We start from the raw sequence: 16,225 nt of genomic DNA, 5'->3' as shown, positions 1-16,225 counted from the left end.
TCTGGTTTTTTTACAACGGAATGTCTAAATTCAAATAACAGGGGTGTTGAGATGAAATATACGGTAACTTTTTGCGTATTTGATCATACTATAGGTGGAAATCCTTTTTGGCATGGTTCTTTTTTTCTCTCAAAACTGGATGAAAGCAAACGGTTGCTTGAAGTGATTGAGACTTGGGGCTTTTATGGTGTTACCAGTACGGGAGATAAAAATAATTGTTTAGAGAAATTCAAAATCAAAAATCGTTTAGATGTTGATTTTCAAGGCAATCACGGCATGTTAACCCACGAAGAAATTCGTTTTATGGATCTTGGACATGGTTTACATGGATATACTTTTGAGCTTACCCAAGAGCAGTTTGAAGAGCTGCAAAAGCGATGCGTAACAGCTGTCGCAGAGCAAGAAGCGGCCATTAAGGAAGTGGTTGGTGATGGTCAAAATTTCAAAACAGATCCTGCAAAGAAAGGGCGAATTTATAAGGAAGAAGCCTATTCCAGACAAATTTATGAAATCGAGCAAATTAAAGCAAAAATGGAAGGACGTCCATCCAGGCTTAAGCCTTTCGATTTTCATCTATCAGTGGGTTTTAAGAAGGTTGGTTTCTTTGGAATTGAATTTTGGTTACCTATACCCAGTCTTGAAAACTCAAATACATGTAAAACCAGGACAGTTTCTCTTTTAGAAGGCATTCTCACTGAAAAACAACTTGCACCTTTCAAAAGTTCCTCTTTACCACGATTTATTTCTGGTTTAGAGCCTGTTCTATTACATAGTGAAGGAACATTACGCCCACATACTAAATCATCAGGAAAACAGGTTTTCTTTCGAAATTGGGAAGATAAAGATGTTAAATTATATTGGAGCGTACCGCCACAGTGTTTTGATAGCTTATCAGAAGATACCGTAGATTTATTTAACATAGATGCAGAGTATCGCAATGAGGTGAAGTATATTGTCTGTAAGTTACAGAGTTTGGAGTGGGCAATAAGAAATGCATCTTTGTCTAAAAAATACCAAGAAGATGAAGCTAAGAATTATTTAACTAAATATAAAGATGATTTAGCTGATTTGGTCGTTAGATGCTATCGAGAGTTTGCCATTATTGAACCTAAAAAAGATACTAAAATATCAGGTTGGCAAGGCTTTGCTCTTTTTTTATTTTCTGCACCCCGAAGTAAGGAAGAGAAAAAATTACACGCTAAAATTCATCAGGCGAAAATGCTTTTTAACTCTATCTACATGGCAATAGTGGATGAATGGAAAATTGATAAGGATTACCCTTCTGAGACTTCTTCCCCTGAAGATGAGCGAGATTATAATCCTCTTGAGGCGGTAGCTTCTTATTTATCAAAAAGAGATAAGAAAAATCTATGTGAGATAATAGGAAGAAATTATATAGAAAATGAAGAACATGTAACTTCGTTGGTATCTGTACCGACCTAGTGTCTTGAGTTGAAAGAGTTTCTAAAAAATAGTGGTCTGGGTACTATGAACAAGAAGTGAGTCAGAACTTACTTCGCTGCATCCAGACTGCGACTGTTCAAATCAATAGTTTGATGCCAATAAAATTTCTTGTGTATCAATTCATTTGGTATCATAATAAAAAAACAATGCTGTACTTTTTTAGGACAAATTCACATGGGTGATCCTCTAGACCTTTTCCCAACAGGTTTTCTAACTATCCCATTTGATCAATATCCAGGCTCTAAGACTCCCAAACTTTTGAGAGTAGACCTTAATTGGTTGATTGCTGAGCTTAATAATTTCATAACGAATACTCCATCTGGCACTATAGTAGAAAGTAATTTTGGTTACTGGCTAACGTATGCGCTTCAATGTGCGACGAATCTGCATGATGAGAACGCAGTACAGCAAATTTGTGCGCTTCTATATAAATTATACGATGATAGAAATCCAGAGATTTTAGTTTCAATCCTCTCTCAGACTCTCGAGGGTGCTTTTGAGGGACAAACTGTTGCTTATGCTTGGATGGATAATTTATTTACTGCTACTTTTGATTACAGAGGTAATTCAATGGTTGTGGCAATTAACTATATCTTCAGCCAACTGTTAGAGAAAACAGGTGATGAACTTTCTTTAGTTATTGCAAAAAATATAGAAAAAGGCAGTGAAAAAGGAAAGAATGCGATTCTTGTACTTGCGCGTGCTTTGGCAAATGCTACTGCTATACCTGATAATCAGCCCACAGCCGAATTAATTGCTGAACTTTTAAGATGCTTTGTTAAGAAATCACCTGGAATTATAAGTGCTGCTTTAACTGAAGAAATTATTTATGGTTCTTTTAAAGGTAAAAGCAGTATCTATGTATTAGTTGGTGTAGTAAAGAATGCAGTAGGGGATGATTCTAAAGTAGTGCAAATTCTTAGCCGTGTTCTGATGGATGTAAATAAGATTTGTCCTGCTAACTTGGTTGATTCTTTATGTAAAATTCATGAAATAGGTCCTTATAAAGGCAAGCATGCACTGCATATTATTCTTATTTCCCTGGTTTCTGCTGCATACATTAATAAAAATTCAGAAGTATTAAGTGATTTGATTGATGCCGTACATCAGATATGGAAGAGCGATGCACAGGGCAAAGTTAATTCAGCATTAATGCAAACAATTCATGTCGGTGAGCATGCTGATCTGAATGGCATCATGATGATAGTACGTGCGTTGATTGCTGCCATCGATCATCAACTTCAAGTAGAACCAATTATCGAATTTTTAAATGATTTTATAAAAAGTGATCCCAAAGAATTAGGTTCTGCTTTTACCCACCAGGCTCCAAAAAGTACTATAGGTGATTATACGCTTTCACCTTTACTGCTATTAATAGATGCATTGAATCGTAGTAAGAATTCATTTTTAAAAACGAAGCTTCACAATATCATTCATACATTGGCTTCCTCTATATCAGCAATAGAAATGTCATTTTCTTTAGCTGGTGAACCAAAATTAGTTTTTGTAAAAGAAGTAGCAAAAGTACACTCCTTGACTCAAGCGGATATTATTCGGCTCCTTGGAACTGAAAGTGGAAAGGCAAGTTCGGTTTCCTTTGATTCTGGTTTTTTTTTGACAAGAAATAATCGGGTTGAAAAACAACTTTTTTTTCAACCCTGCTTTATAGATGAAGCAAGAGAGGCAAGTAAAGAAGAGATAGACGAAAACAATACTAGTTGTAGCTCCCTTTAAATTCGTGTTCTTATACGTTATTTAAAAATTTCTTTTAATATCCAATAGCTTTATTGGTGTTTCTAAATGAATAATAATTGACTATATTTTAATCACAAGTTAAAATGACCGACCAATATGTGATTTTTTTGTAATTAATGGTGTCATTATGCCAAACCCTTTTTTTGTTTTTTTAAAGAAAAGACATGTCGCTAAAAAATTTACTTCATATCAAAATACAGAACAAACTAGAGAGCTGCAATTGCTTGTTGCATCAGGTAATAAAGCACAATATAGAAAGAGAGAGCAAGAGCTTAATGAAGAAGGATATAAGTTTAGATTGACCAAAGGAGTTGTTTATGAAATTAGGGATGAAGGCGAAACAATCGAAGTTCGCGTTGCGGTCCAGGTTAAAGGATTCAGTTTAACTTGGTACTTTTGGGTTCCAGATGGAATGGATCAATACCCTCAAGAATTCAGAGATAAATTATATAATGCTGCTGCTGCGGCTCATAAAGAAGTTGAGGATGGATGCGATTTATATCTCAGAGGGAGTGATGATCTCCATGGTAAGTTAATGCATCATCTACCATTAGAGTTCGGACATAATCACAATCATTATCGATTAAAGAATAATAAAGCGTATACACCTAAAGACTTTAATCAACACATGAGCGCTCTTGCCAAAACTGAAATTTATCAAGAATTTTTTCAAAAAGGTGAAATTGAGGAGATTTGTGAACAATTTAAACAGTTTTACATAAAATGGATTACAAAAGATGGGAGTAATCCTTCACTTGAAGAAGAATACTTTAGCTCTCCATCACAAAAACTAGAATTAGAAGATGTGATTGAGTTGGAGTTATTTGCCCATCAACAGGAACCTTGTCGAATTAACATGACAGAACTAAAGGTAGATTATCAAGCGGCCAGAAAGGAAATAGAACGGATTGTTAGAGAGGGCCTAACAACGGAAAGCCTAAGTGCATTATTAGAAAAAGTGGATAATGAATATAATGAATTCGTGGCGTTCAGAAGTACAGGAGGAAGCAGAGGACTCACTCCTGAGATAACCGATTCGAGTGAAATTAAAGGAACACGATATCTAGCTAAACCACCGAGTATGGGTAGGGATGATAAACTTAAAAAAGAACTACCCGACGTTCCAAAGTGGGCGCACAGCGTTCAATCTGCCATAGAGAAAGCAAGAACATTTATGCTTGAAGATGCAAGAAAAAGATTAGCTAGCGCTGAAGAAGTGATAGGGACTGATAGTTGTGAAACTGACAGGGAGGAAGCACCGAGTATGCTTGGCGACTTTTCTGTTCTTGTTGACCATGCAAAAAAAGAGTTGGTTAATCCTGAACAAACTGTGGTACCTGCTTTGGGTTTAACCGAAACAACTACCGAACCGAAGGTAACTAAATTGGAAGTGGTGCTGAGTAAGCATAGCAGCTCTACTTTCCTAGGCCAATTGCAAAAAGAAAATGAAAGTACGCTGCAGCGGGAGAAAGCCAATGTACTATCAACAGCATTAATAACTTAAAATGCTCGATGCTAATTATATTGAGGAAATAGAAATGGGTAGGCTTTTTCAGGAAAAAAAGAGTAATACTAAGCGAATCATTGATAGTTTTACTGAGGTTAAAATAAAAGTTGATACTTTTTGTAGCACACTGAATGAGTTGCAAAATCAGCTCTATATGGCAAATACAAAAGAAGAGTTCTATAATGTTGTTCAAATGATAATCAACGAAGAAAAAAAAGTTCATTGTTTTTTATTGGAGCTTACAAATGGAGCAGATGAAGAGACGATGTCAAAAGTAAAAGTATGCATGGCTGATCTCCCTAATTTCAAAAATGCAATGACCTTGTTGCGTTATACAGAAATTGCAACAAAAAATGTTATAGACAAAAAAGAATTATTAAGTCTGCAGGAAGCATTATCCAAACTAACCATGGAACAACAAACAGAATTATTAATTTTTATTAAAAAACTAAAAGAGCTTAAATCTATTGCAGAGCTATTTGAAAATCAAAAAGAGCTTTTTAAAGAGCGCCTGCACGAAGCTACTACGCTAGATACTGTTGATGAAATAGAAGGAGAAATCCAAAAAAGTAATCGATTCCTTAATGGCGTTTTAGAACGATTATTACCTTATCCAAAAGACGAGCGAGTGGATGAACAAATTATCGAGATCCTGAAAAAAAATAGACATTTTCTTACTATATTGGAATCATTCAATGTACATGAATCATTAATGGAAGAGATATTACATGCAAGAGCCAAATTAATAGCAATGAACGAGCCCTTTTCTCTAAGCAGTTAGCCTTTTCGTATATCAGTGGTATAAAAAGAAATCGAACTGGCACTGCCAGTTCGAGGTTTATGAATTGAAAGATTAAGCGGTCATTGCCTTAACACGAGCTACCAGGCGGCTTTTAATACGAGAAGCTTTATTCTTATGAATTAAACCTTTTCCAGCAGCCTTATCAATAATGGGTTGTGCTTTGGTGTAAGCAGCATGAGCGGCTTCTTTATCACCTGATTCAACAGCTTTAATTACATTTTTGATGTAAGTGCGGAACATAGAACGTGCACTGGCGTTGTGTTGACGTAGTTTTACGTTTTGGCGAGCACGTTTGATCGCTGATTTAATATTTGCCACTTAAAAATCTCCACTCATTCAGACGGTACAAAAAGATGATGATCATGCACAATGAGTTAGAATTTGTCAATAGACTTCTTTGTTTCCAAAGTATAAATTGATTATCTCAATTTCAGTGTGTATTATTTGTGATCAACGGCATTAGGGGGATATGATAGTTACCTAACTTTGGTCCATGCAAAAACTGATGCGCTGTTTTTAAGGTTATGACAGCCGATTCATTTAGGTATATTATAAAGTATTTTACTTTGTGCATAAAAATTATGTCAGCAACCGATCCAGAGATTATGGTACCTAAACGGCAGAGCTTATTGCGTTCAACGACACTGGTTTCAGTAATGACCTTTATTTCACGTATTGTAGGTTTTTTGCGTGATATGGTCCTTGCCAGTTTTTTTGGTGCCCAAGCCGGTATGGATGCTTTTTTTGTAGCATTCCGTATTCCTAATTTTATGCGTCGTCTCTTTGCAGAAGGAGCATTTGCGCAAGCTTTTGTACCTGTACTGGCCGAATATCAAAAAACACGCTCTCCAAACGATGTACGTGTTTTTATTGCGCGCATCGCAGGATATTTAGGTTCTATTCTTAGTGTTGTCACTATAATTGGAATGTTTGCTGCACCTGTGATCATCTTTTTATTCGCTCCTGGTTTTAGTCATGACAGTAGCCGTGCTGCATTAGCTACAGAAATGCTGCGTATTACCTTTCCCTTTTTAATGTTGGTTTCGTTGACTGCTATGGCTGGGGCTGTATTAAATACCTATGGCTATTTTGCAATCCCTGCGTTTACACCGGTACTACTGAATATCAGTATGATTCTTGCAGCGATTTATTTATGCCCTCATTTACCAAGACCTGTAGTGGGTTTAGCTTGGGGGGTTCTCATTGCTGGTATTGTGCAGTTGCTTTTTCAAATTCCTTTTTTGCATCAACGGAATTTATTGGTAAAACCTCAATTGGTTAGAAATGATGCTGGAGTGAATAAAGTACTTAAGCTCATGATCCCGGCTTTATTTGGGGTTTCTATTGCCCAACTTAATTTAATGGTTGATAGTATTTTTGCTTCTTTTTTAAAAATTGGCAGTGTTTCTTGGTTGTATTATACAGACCGACTTACAGATTTCCCCTTAGGAGTTTTTGGCGTAGCGATTGCAACGGTGATTCTTCCGCATTTATCTCGAAGACATGCCGAACAAAGTATAAGCCAATACTCAAGTGCGCTGGATTGGGGTTTGCGTTCTATTTTGCTTATAGGAATTCCTGCGAGTTTGGGATTGTGTTTGTTTGCTATGCCTTTAATTGCTAGTTGCTTTGCTTATGGTAAGTTCACTGTCTACGATGTGATTCAAACGCAAAAAAGCCTGATTACTCTTGGAGCAGGCGTACCTGCTTTTATGATGGTCAAAGTATTGGCTTCTGGTTTTTATGCACGACAAGACATCAGTACCCCAGTTAAAGTGGGAGCCATTTCTATGGTGGTTAATACGTTATTGTGTTTTCTATTTGTTTGGCATTTTGCACATGCGGGTTTAACATTAGCCTCAGCATTGGCAGGATATGTCAATTGCGGCACTTTGTTATTTTTACTGATTAAACGTGGGGTGTTCAAGCCTTCTCCCGGATGGTTAAAATACTGTATGCAATTACTCTTTGCTAACGCAGCAATTAGTATTTATTTAATTTTCATGAATGATACAGTAAGTTATTGGCTTAGTTTTTCTCCTGGCATGCGTTTAGGCTTATTATCTGTTCACGTATTAGTTGCCGTAATCATTTATTTATTAGCCCTGGGATTAGCCGGACTTAGACCCACTCATTTCCGTGGCCAAGTGAAGGAATAAAAATATGCAAGCAAAATTATTTTATGAAACTCAGAGTAACAGAGCGATTCCTCTTTATTTGATTTCACAAAGTCAATGGGAAGAAGGACTAAACATGCTTACTCCAGCAGAACAAAATTGTCTTGCCTTGTATCAATTTAAAGGAAAAATAGGTGACTCTTGTTTTATTCAGAATGCAGATGGATTAATTGATAAAGCTTATGTTGGTACAGGTGAGGGTAATCAGGTTCAAGCTTTAGCCAATGCGGCACTATTACTTCCTCCCTATATTTATCAGGTGCAAGGTGGCTGTACTCAGGAAGCGGCAATAGGCTGGGCTTTGGCGCAATATCGTTTTGAAGCATATAAAAAACAAGATCTACAACCCAGACTTTTAATGGTTCATCCAGATGATTTAAATCCTCTTTTGGCATTAACCCAAGCTCATTTTTTGGTGAGGGATTTGATAAATAAACCGACAAGTGATTTAGGTCCCAAAGAATTAGCTGAAGCAGTGGAGCAATTAGCTAAAACACATAAAGCACAATTTAAGCAATGGGTTGGCGATGAATTACTAAAAGATAATTTTCCAGCAATTCACGCAGTTGGTCGTGCTGCCAAATCAGCGCCTCGCTTGTTGTCATTAACTTGGGGCGATGAGAAAAATCCTCATATTACCTTGGTAGGAAAAGGTGTGTGTTTTGATAGCGGAGGCCTGGATATTAAATCGGCCTCGGGTATGCGGTTAATGAAAAAAGATATGGGCGGTGCGGCACATGTAATAGGTCTTGCGCAATGGATTATGGCCCGCAACTTACCTGTGCGTTTACAGATGCTTATTCCTGCGGTTGAAAACGCAATTGGACCTGATGCCTTTAGACCTGGTGATGTTCTAACAATGCGTAATGGCTTAACAGTGGAAGTGCATAATACAGATGCAGAAGGGCGTTTGGTATTGGCTGATGCTTTGGTAAAGGCATGCGAAGAGCAGCCTGAGTTACTCATTGATTTTGCGACTTTAACTGGAGCCGCTCGAGTTTCAGTAGGTACTGAAATGGCTGCTCTGTTTACCAATAATGATCAATTGGCTGCAGAAGTGATGGCAATATCTCATAAAGCAGCAGATCCTGTATGGCGTTTGCCTTTATTTTCTGCCTATGAAGAATTGCTTCGTTCAAGTGTTGCTGATTTAACTAATTCCAGTGATCATCCTTATGCAGGAGCAATTGTTGCGGGATTATTTCTTCAACGTTTCGTAACCAAATCCATACCATGGATGCATTTTGACATTATGGCATGGAATTTAAGTAGTAGACCTGGAAAGCCTGAGGGGGGGGAAGCGATGGGATTACGTACTGTTGCAGAATATTTGCTAAAGGTTTATGGGTAATAAAAATGTCGAGTATAAAAAGGAGATTTTGATGTTAATAACGTTTCATACAGATGCCTATGAAGATATTACTTATTTTGCAGATATAGCCAAGCGGCTGCTTTCTTTAATGGGGCATAGCGGTACCATTCCTGGAGCAATTAAATCCGAACATCTTCCCGAAGCATTAGAGCGGCTGCAAGCCGGTCTTAAAAAAGAAAAAAAAATTGCCGAGGATGATGAAGACAACGAACAGGAAATCAGCCTGGAAAAACGTGCTGTTCCTTTAATTAGCCTACTACACGCCGCAATAAAAAAAGATAAAGATGTTCTTTGGGATTAAGGTCTTGCTCTGAAGTTTTGATTTTTTTTATATTTTGTGGGGTCTGGATGCAGTGAAGCGAAGCCCAGGATTAAGGGATTTATTCATGACCAGAATCTCTGGGTTCCGCTGCATGGTGTCTAGCTACACATCGAGTTGAACGATGATGGGCGCTCTTGCTATTTCACCTCAATCTGATGTGTATGCAGCTCACAATTCTTTGCTCTATAGTCCCTATAATGTGCGCGACCTTGTTCTTTCTCAGTTTCTACATTTATTACTAATTCCATTATACGTTTAAATCTAGCGTAAAAAGACGGGATAGAGTTGGAAAGATTTAACAAAATATCATTAAACCCTCTGGGCTCTTGTTCATAACCAATCTGTATTGGTGGAGGGGGCTCTGGTCCTTCACCCTGCAGGTTATGAGGAATAAAGCTGTCCTCTTTAAAAGTCCATAACAGCTCATCTAAAAGTTCTGCATCCTGTTTATTGTTGCATAAGACATAAACCTTATGGCCTTTAGCATAAGCCTTTTCCAAAAGGCGACAGGCGACCAGCCAACGAGTATCATTCTGGTCACTTGCTAATAAATAAAAATCAACGCGAATTAGTGGCATGGCGTATTATCTGAGTGAGTAAGGGAACAGGTCTGCCCGTGGCATTCCGATTTTTACCAAAAGCCCAAGCTGTACCTGCAATGTCCAAATGTGCCCAACGATACTTTTCTGTAAAGCGGGACAGGAAACACGCTGCAGTGATACTACTTGCAGTGCGATCAAAACCTGCATTGATCATATCTGCTAAAGGGCTATCAAGCGCATCTTGGTATTCATCATCTAAAGGCATACGCCAAACTCTGTCGTTGCTTTCTTTAGCTGCTTTCTCAATTAGTTGGGCTAACTCTTCATCCAGGGTCATAAAACCGGACGCTACAGTCCCTAAGGCGACAATAATTCCACCAGTAAGTGTTGCGACATCGATGACAAATTCGGGTTGATATCGTTCTGCATAAGTTAGCGCATCAGCTAAGACCAGACGACCTTCGGCATCGGTATTAATAATTTCGACAGTCTGTCCAGACATACTGGTGACAATATCTCCCGGTTTAACTGAGGTGCCACTCACCATATTCTCGGCACTGGCAATTAAACCTATAACATTGATGGGAAGCTTTAACAACGCACAGGCTTTTAAAGTGCCTAATACACTGGCAGCACCAGACATATCATATTTCATTTCATCCATCGCATTTGCCGGTTTGATGGATAATCCGCCTGAATCAAAAGTAATTCCTTTACCCACCAAAATTATTGGAGGTAAATCACCACCTCCTTTGTAATGGATATCTATGAGTCTTGGTGGTTGGGCTGAACCTTGGGCAACTGCTAATAAAGTTTCCATACCCATTTTGCGCATTTCATCGGGTCCCATCACCTTGCAACTCATGCATTGTTTGAATTCTTTGGCGAGCTGTATTGCTCGTTCGCCCAAATAAGTAGGGGTACAAATATTGGCAGGCATATTTGCCAGATGACGCGTCAACTCAACACCTGCTGCAATTGCCTGGCCTGATTTTAATCCGTCTTCACTGGCATGGGGCAAATAAAAAATTATGGTTTCTAATTGATGAGGTTTTGCTTTTTTCTTTTTAAAATCCAGTAATTGATAGCTTTGATTATCTATTTGAATAACCATTTGTTCCAATTGCCAATCCGCAGAATATTGAGTCATTAGCGGTAAGCATACAGTTGCAGTCCGGATGCGGTGTTTAATTAACACCCCAGTAATCTCACCCAGTCTTTTTTTTAGCTGAGAAGAAGTAAATTTTGCTTGTTCGCCACATTGAATGATTAATATGCTACCGTGGTGCACATCATGATGCCATTGTATATCGCCAATTTCAGAGGTTTTCTCAATAAGCCTGCTGATTAGACCATGATGCTCCTTATCAAGATCCAAAGCAAAACCGGCTAACCCAGCATCAGAAAACACTCCAAGAACAAGACATTCGCTAGTTGATAAAGTAGGTTTTTGTGTTAATTCGTAATTCATTATTTATGATCCTAATGCCTGGTAGACTGGGTGAACACAGCGAAGCGCCCCGTCATCCCCGCTACAATCGGGATTGACTGGGGACCAGAAGATTACATTTGTTTTCGTAGTTTACCTAAATTAAGTCTGGTTTTAAACAGGCATTTTACAGTCTGTTAATGGACTTTTAGGTACAACGATTTGGATATTGATTCCTTTAATCGTTGGGCTATTTCGCGCTTTTTCAAGATAATCAATCAACGGAACATCAACTACTTTATCGTATTCTGACGAAGCTTCGCGAAAATACAATTGACCATTATTTCTAATTGCAAAGCCTAAATGTGAAATATTTAACGCGGTACCAATTTTTTGACTTAGATCCCAGTTTGGTCTAACAATTTCAATAATTGCTCCATGAGGAATTTGTGCGAATAAATACGTATTGGGTTTATTTTCGGAAAATAACGCGCTAAAAGGAAGATAAGGAACTTTTTCTGAAGTGATTTCTAATTTGGCACCTTTTCTCTTTAATTCGGCCAATCGTTTTTCTTCTTTTACTTTATCTGCGCTTTGCAGTCTAATTGTTTCTACAGTTTTAAAGGCATACCAATTGGGCTTATTAATGATTGCATCCGCAACTTTGGCCACTGACTGATTATTTTGATCTTTAATAGTGAGGGTAATATCTTTTAGTATTCCGCTATGTTGATTATTTTGATTCCAATCCAAGCCAGTAAAATGATTTCGTTGCAGATAAGAAACAGTTCCATTTTTATAGCGCATGTTATTTATACATTGTTGAAATGATGCAAGGGAATTTGCCACGGCTAAAGACAAAACGGTGTTTACATAGGTATCACAGTCGAACGCATCAACACGGTATTTGGGAAATTGATCATATCGCGCTGTTGAACCTTCTCCAAGAGAACCAAGAAGGTAACGCACCCCTAAAAATTGGCTGCTAATCCAATCTATTCTGTCCGGCATGGAACTATTCGGCATGCTGCTTAGACTATGATATAGTTTCTCTATTGAGGAATTAGCCTGTTTTTCAGTACCATTTGAATCAAAAGCATTACTTTGAAAAGCAATAAGAAGGCAGGTTATAAAAATCAGATGCTTTAAGGGAGTAAGTGTGTATTTCATCAGTTTTTTCTATCTAAAGCCAAAAAATAACTACATTTTAACCTGTTCCAAAGTATGGAGGCAAGAATGCTCAATTTAATTTGGTTGGGGATGATACTGATTTCTGTAATAGTTGGGGTGATTGAGGGACGTATTGATGCAGTTGCACGTTCTGTCACTGAGTCAGCCAAGCTTGGCTTTGAAATTGCTCTTGGTTTAGCGGGAATCATGACTTTATGGCTAGGAATAATGTCTGTAGCGAATGAATCAGGTTTGGTTTCCTTGCTGGGAAAAATGCTTAGGCCGATTTTAAGACGGTTATTTCCTGATATTCCTACCGAACATCCTGCAATGGGAGCTATAACCATGAATCTTGCCGCTAATATGCTAGGGCTTGCCAATGCAGCAACTCCCTTTGGGCTGCAAGCGATGAAAGAGCTGCAAGCACTGAATCAACATGCAAAAATTGCAACGAACTCCATGTGTACTTTTCTAGCAATTAATACTTCGAGCGTGCAATTAATTCCTGCTACCGCTATTGCATATTTGGCAGCAAATGGCAGTACTAATCCAAGTAGTGTTATAGTCAGTTCCTTGATCGCAACAATCATTTCTACTTTGGTTGCAATTATTTCTGTAAAACAGTTAGAAAAGTTACCTATGTTTCGCGTTGGAAGGAAAAACAGTTTATGAGCGGATTTGCCAATCAACTATCCAACTGGATACTTTTAATTTTTATCGTGGGCATTCCTCTATATGGTGCAATAAAAAAAATTAATGTGTTTGATGCGTTTATTATTGGTGCAAAACAAGGTTTTGACACAATTTTGAATATTGTTCCTTACTTAATTGCAATGATCGTTGCCATAGGCATGTTGCGTGCTTCCGGTTTTTTTAGTTTATTAGCAAATTTTCTTGCCCCACTTCTAGCCATGATTGGTATGCCTCCAGAGGTATTACCGTTGGCCTTAATCCGACCCTTTTCAGGAAGTGCTTCAACAGGAGTGATGGCGGAATTGATTCATCAATATGGTGGTGATTCACTCATTGCTAAAATTGCAGCAACTATGATGGGAGGAACAGAAACAACATTTTATGTCATTGCCGTATATTTTGGTTCTATAGGAATCCGACGTACACGACATGCTATTCCAGCGGGTTTACTCGCGGACCTCGCCGGAATTATTGCTGCAGTAATTGTTTGTCGTTATTTGTTTGGATGATATTTTCTTGAGTATCTCTCTTAATATCTAACAGAAATTAATTTGAGCCGCTGCGGTACGTCGCTAATTCCCAAGCTAGTAAAATCACTCGCTTCTGATGAAAAAGATTATCCAGCTTTTGTTTCCTTCTTACCCTTATCTTTGCTGGCAAAACTTGTTTTCTCAAGTGATTTTAAACGAGCAAATACATTACGTACTTTTGCCTTAAATTGAGCCATTTCTCGCGCAGGAACAGGGGATGCTGTAGGCAAATAGGTTGTTGTTGGATTTCTTGGTTGATTATGAACATGCAGTTCATAATGGCAATGAGGGCCTGTCGCGAGACCTGTCTGACCTACATAGCCAATCACTTGTCCTCGTTTTATTCTGCTGCCTTTTGATAGACCTTTTGCAAATCGAAGCATGTGCCCATAAAGAGTGCTGTAAGTTTTATCGTGCTTGATTTCAATCATATTACCGTAGCCATTATGCCTACCAATGCTGGCAATAGTTCCATCACCGACTGATTGAATCGGAGTGCCGATGGGTGCTGCAAGATCGATGCCTTTATGGGCTCTTTTATAGTGTAGTATTGGATGATATCTGGAGTTTGAAAAGGTTGAGCTGATATGGCTAAATTTAATGGGATAGCGTGAAAAAGCCTTTTTAAAGCTTTCTCCTTTGGGCGTATAGTAGTCACGAGTACCATTTTTACTAACATGTCGTATCGCTTGAGCGGTCTTTCCTTGATTGGTATAGCTTACAGCCACAATATCACCAATACCCACCATTTTGTCTTCTACATACAACGTATCATAAGCGATAGAGAATCGATCACCACTTCGAACGGAGCGGGAAAAATCGATTTCCTTGCGTAAAATCGTAGTCATTTGTTGAATTAATTTTCTGGGGATCCCTAAATTTTGGGCCGTAGAGTATAAAGAACCCTTAACCACGCCAGCAATATAACGCTCTTGGGTTTTTACTTTTTTGGAATCAACTCTAGTTTTATAAACTGCTCCATCCCTATAAACTGTTAATGTTTGTATGTTGTTCATCGGGATAACTAATTTTTCTAATTTATTTTTATTAATTAAAAATTTCAGATCCTGACTTGGCTTTATTGCAGTAAGCGCTTTTGCATAAGGGTTTTTTTGCATAACTAAATGTAGATTTTGTGCCGTTAATCCAAGACGTTTGAATAAAGTAGCCATAGAGTCACCTGATCTGGGTCTAATGGTTTGCCACTCATTATCCTTGACGATTTTTTTGACGGGTTTTACTGTGTTAACAACGTTCGCTACAACTGTTTTAGCTGTTTCTTTAGTAAGTTCTGACGGAGACTCTTCAGCAATCTGTTCTTCTTCATTTGGGTACGTCTCTTCTTGATACGCTTCATCTTGGTATTCTTCAGATCCATCCTCATCCAGATCGGAAAGAGTAGTGGATTGAGTTGTGGGTCTTTGCTGAGGATTATGAGAAAACTTTTTTACAAGGAAGTAGGGAAGCGAAAAAGCAATAATCAAGGCAAAACCCATTAATACCTTAGATGGCTTAGATTTTTTATTTTTATTTGTTTTTCGTTTTTCGATATATATATAAGGTTTCTTATCCATCGTTTGCCTATACATTGCCATCCAGAATTATGCCATTGTCTGCATTTATTAAATTTCGGATGACAAATTATCTTAAATCACCTTTTAGGTATGGCAGGAAATTGCCAACCGGGCTAAGATACTCGGTGTGAGAAGATAGGTCAATCATTTATAAAGGTTTTGATGTCATGATAGTCGAAGATTCAGTATGTTCCGAGCTAGTAAGAGGCTGTGAGGAGGTACTTCCGCAGCATGAATTGGAAAAAAAATTACAAAAAGGAACTTCTTTAAAAATAAAAGCAGGTTTTGATCCAACTGCACCTGATTTGCATTTGGGACATACTGTATTACTTAATAAACTAAGACAATTCCAGCAATATGGACATGAGGTCATTTTTTTAATTGGTGATTTTACCGCGATGATCGGTGACCCAACTGGAAAAAACGTAACACGGTTACCTCTTAGCCAAGAAACAGTTATTGAAAATGCAAAAACTTACCAGGAACAAGTTTTTAAAATTTTAGATCCTCTTAAAACAAGGGTGGCGTTTAATTCTCAATGGCTTGCCCAATTTAGCGCAGTGGATTTAATTCGCCTGGCGGCAACGCATACGGTTGCACGAATGCTAGAACGTGATGATTTCAACAAGCGTTATACTACAGGCCAGCCAATTGCAATTCATGAATTTTTGTATCCTTTACTGCAGGGTTATGATTCCGTTGCCCTCAAAGCGGATGTTGAACTTGGTGGTTCAGATCAGAAATTTAATTTGTTAATGGGCCGTGAACTACAAAAGCATTACGGTCTTGAACCACAAGTAGTCATGATGACCCCATTGATTGAGGGCTTGGACGGTGTGAAAAAAATGTCTAAGTCATTAGACAATTATATTGGTATTAATGAACCTG

General features: G+C 38.0%; 15 protein-coding genes (1 of these 15 running past the window's edge). 10 read left to right on the top strand and 5 right to left on the bottom strand.

Features of this window, described 5'->3' with window-relative positions:
* The first annotated feature begins 51 nt into the window (after positions 1-51).
* The 4 genes from Ltuc_RS11115 to Ltuc_RS11100 all read left to right on the top strand — a co-directional run bounded on the left by Ltuc_RS11115 (position 52) and on the right by Ltuc_RS11100 (position 5,507).
* The gene (locus tag Ltuc_RS11115) at positions 52-1,443 is read left to right on the top strand and encodes a hypothetical protein (protein ID WP_058521321.1); all 1,392 of its coding nucleotides are present in this window, start codon (positions 52-54) and stop codon (positions 1,441-1,443) included.
* A 195-nt stretch (positions 1,444-1,638) separates the two neighbouring features.
* On the top strand, positions 1,639-3,198 hold the full coding sequence (locus tag Ltuc_RS11110; RefSeq protein ID WP_058521320.1) for a hypothetical protein: 1,560 nt from the start codon (positions 1,639-1,641) through the stop codon (positions 3,196-3,198).
* A 148-nt stretch (positions 3,199-3,346) separates the two neighbouring features.
* A complete protein-coding gene (locus Ltuc_RS11105) occupies positions 3,347-4,723 on the top strand; it encodes a hypothetical protein (RefSeq protein WP_058521319.1) in 1,377 nt (458 codons plus the stop codon).
* A gap of 34 nt (positions 4,724-4,757) precedes the next feature.
* Positions 4,758-5,507 (top strand): hypothetical protein, encoded by a 750-nt coding sequence (locus tag Ltuc_RS11100; protein WP_058521318.1) that lies wholly within the window; start codon positions 4,758-4,760, stop codon positions 5,505-5,507.
* Between the two features lie 72 nt (positions 5,508-5,579).
* Here Ltuc_RS11100 and rpsT read toward each other — a convergent pair whose 3' ends face one another.
* Complete coding sequence (gene rpsT, locus Ltuc_RS11095) at positions 5,580-5,846, bottom strand: 30S ribosomal protein S20 (protein WP_058521317.1); 267 nt, start codon at positions 5,844-5,846, stop codon at positions 5,580-5,582.
* Between the two features lie 263 nt (positions 5,847-6,109).
* Here rpsT and murJ point away from each other — a divergent pair, with 263 nt between their 5' ends.
* The 3 genes from murJ to Ltuc_RS11080 are packed head-to-tail and all read left to right on the top strand — an operon-like array spanning position 6,110 to position 9,378.
* Positions 6,110-7,687, top strand: a complete 1,578-nt coding sequence (murJ, locus tag Ltuc_RS11090) for a murein biosynthesis integral membrane protein MurJ (protein ID WP_058521316.1) — start codon at positions 6,110-6,112, stop codon at positions 7,685-7,687.
* Positions 7,688-7,691: 4 nt separating this feature from the next.
* Positions 7,692-9,056 (top strand): leucyl aminopeptidase family protein, encoded by a 1,365-nt coding sequence (locus tag Ltuc_RS11085; protein WP_058521315.1) that lies wholly within the window; start codon positions 7,692-7,694, stop codon positions 9,054-9,056.
* A gap of 31 nt (positions 9,057-9,087) precedes the next feature.
* Complete coding sequence (locus Ltuc_RS11080; RefSeq protein WP_058521314.1) at positions 9,088-9,378, top strand: DUF1840 domain-containing protein; 291 nt, start codon at positions 9,088-9,090, stop codon at positions 9,376-9,378.
* Between the two features lie 158 nt (positions 9,379-9,536).
* Here the strand turns inward: Ltuc_RS11080 and Ltuc_RS11075 are convergent, their stop codons facing one another.
* The 3 genes from Ltuc_RS11075 to Ltuc_RS11065 all read right to left on the bottom strand — a co-directional run bounded on the left by Ltuc_RS11075 (position 9,537) and on the right by Ltuc_RS11065 (position 12,540).
* Positions 9,537-9,977: a DNA polymerase III subunit chi gene (locus tag Ltuc_RS11075; protein WP_058521313.1), complete on the bottom strand. Its 441-nt coding sequence runs from the start codon at positions 9,975-9,977 to the stop codon at positions 9,537-9,539.
* Entirely contained in the window at positions 9,958-11,412 is a 1,455-nt protein-coding gene (locus Ltuc_RS11070; protein ID WP_058521312.1) for a leucyl aminopeptidase, read from the bottom strand. Before Ltuc_RS11070 ends, Ltuc_RS11075 begins: the two co-directional genes overlap by 20 nt.
* A 132-nt stretch (positions 11,413-11,544) precedes the next feature.
* Positions 11,545-12,540 carry an N-acetylmuramoyl-L-alanine amidase-like domain-containing protein gene (locus tag Ltuc_RS11065; RefSeq protein ID WP_058521311.1) on the bottom strand — a complete coding sequence of 332 codons (996 nt, stop codon included), beginning with the start codon at positions 12,538-12,540 and terminating at the stop codon, positions 11,545-11,547.
* Positions 12,541-12,606: 66 nt separating this feature from the next.
* On the opposite strand from Ltuc_RS11065, the gene Ltuc_RS11060 reads away from it, so the two are divergent.
* Together Ltuc_RS11060 and Ltuc_RS11055 are read left to right on the top strand one after the other, a co-directional pair.
* Positions 12,607-13,212, top strand: coding sequence for a nucleoside recognition domain-containing protein (locus Ltuc_RS11060; protein ID WP_058521310.1), 606 nt, complete (start codon positions 12,607-12,609; stop codon positions 13,210-13,212).
* Positions 13,209-13,742 (top strand): spore maturation protein, encoded by a 534-nt coding sequence (locus Ltuc_RS11055; RefSeq protein ID WP_058521309.1) that lies wholly within the window; start codon positions 13,209-13,211, stop codon positions 13,740-13,742. The genes Ltuc_RS11060 and Ltuc_RS11055 overlap by 4 nt, the downstream gene beginning before the upstream one ends.
* A 107-nt stretch (positions 13,743-13,849) precedes the next feature.
* On the opposite strand, the gene Ltuc_RS11050 is transcribed toward Ltuc_RS11055, so the two are convergent.
* On the bottom strand, positions 13,850-15,337 hold the full coding sequence (locus Ltuc_RS11050; protein WP_058521308.1) for a M23 family metallopeptidase: 1,488 nt from the start codon (positions 15,335-15,337) through the stop codon (positions 13,850-13,852).
* 167 nt (positions 15,338-15,504) lie between these two features.
* Between Ltuc_RS11050 and tyrS the strand changes: the two genes are divergently transcribed.
* Positions 15,505-16,225, top strand: the 5' portion of a protein-coding gene (gene tyrS / locus Ltuc_RS11045) for a tyrosine--tRNA ligase (RefSeq protein ID WP_058521307.1). The gene runs 476 nt beyond the window's last position; 721 of the gene's 1,197 nt are visible here — the first part of the coding sequence; it begins with the start codon at positions 15,505-15,507; its stop codon lies off the right edge, out of view.

The sequence above is a fragment of the Legionella tucsonensis genome (genome assembly GCF_001468035.1).
GTDB classification, from domain to species: Bacteria; Pseudomonadota; Gammaproteobacteria; order Legionellales; family Legionellaceae; genus Legionella; species Legionella tucsonensis.
Note: the sequence above shows the minus strand (reverse complement) of the source record. Positions and strands in the feature narration are given on the sequence as shown.

Coding starts and splice junctions, on each gene's coding strand:
- Ltuc_RS11105 (WP_058521319.1), top strand. CDS start 3,347: ATGCCAAACCCTTTTTTTGTTTTTTTAAAGAAAAGACATGTCGCTAAA.
- Ltuc_RS11115 (WP_058521321.1), top strand. CDS start 52: ATGAAATATACGGTAACTTTTTGCGTATTTGATCATACTATAGGTGGA.
- Ltuc_RS11080 (WP_058521314.1), top strand. CDS start 9,088: ATGTTAATAACGTTTCATACAGATGCCTATGAAGATATTACTTATTTT.
- Ltuc_RS11100 (WP_058521318.1), top strand. CDS start 4,758: ATGGGTAGGCTTTTTCAGGAAAAAAAGAGTAATACTAAGCGAATCATT.
- Ltuc_RS11070 (WP_058521312.1), bottom strand. CDS start 11,412: ATGAATTACGAATTAACACAAAAACCTACTTTATCAACTAGCGAATGT.
- Ltuc_RS11085 (WP_058521315.1), top strand. CDS start 7,692: ATGCAAGCAAAATTATTTTATGAAACTCAGAGTAACAGAGCGATTCCT.
- Ltuc_RS11050 (WP_058521308.1), bottom strand. CDS start 15,337: ATGGATAAGAAACCTTATATATATATCGAAAAACGAAAAACAAATAAA.
- Ltuc_RS11075 (WP_058521313.1), bottom strand. CDS start 9,977: ATGCCACTAATTCGCGTTGATTTTTATTTATTAGCAAGTGACCAGAAT.
- murJ (WP_058521316.1), top strand. CDS start 6,110: ATGTCAGCAACCGATCCAGAGATTATGGTACCTAAACGGCAGAGCTTA.
- Ltuc_RS11065 (WP_058521311.1), bottom strand. CDS start 12,540: ATGAAATACACACTTACTCCCTTAAAGCATCTGATTTTTATAACCTGC.
- Ltuc_RS11055 (WP_058521309.1), top strand. CDS start 13,209: ATGAGCGGATTTGCCAATCAACTATCCAACTGGATACTTTTAATTTTT.
- Ltuc_RS11060 (WP_058521310.1), top strand. CDS start 12,607: ATGCTCAATTTAATTTGGTTGGGGATGATACTGATTTCTGTAATAGTT.
- Ltuc_RS11110 (WP_058521320.1), top strand. CDS start 1,639: ATGGGTGATCCTCTAGACCTTTTCCCAACAGGTTTTCTAACTATCCCA.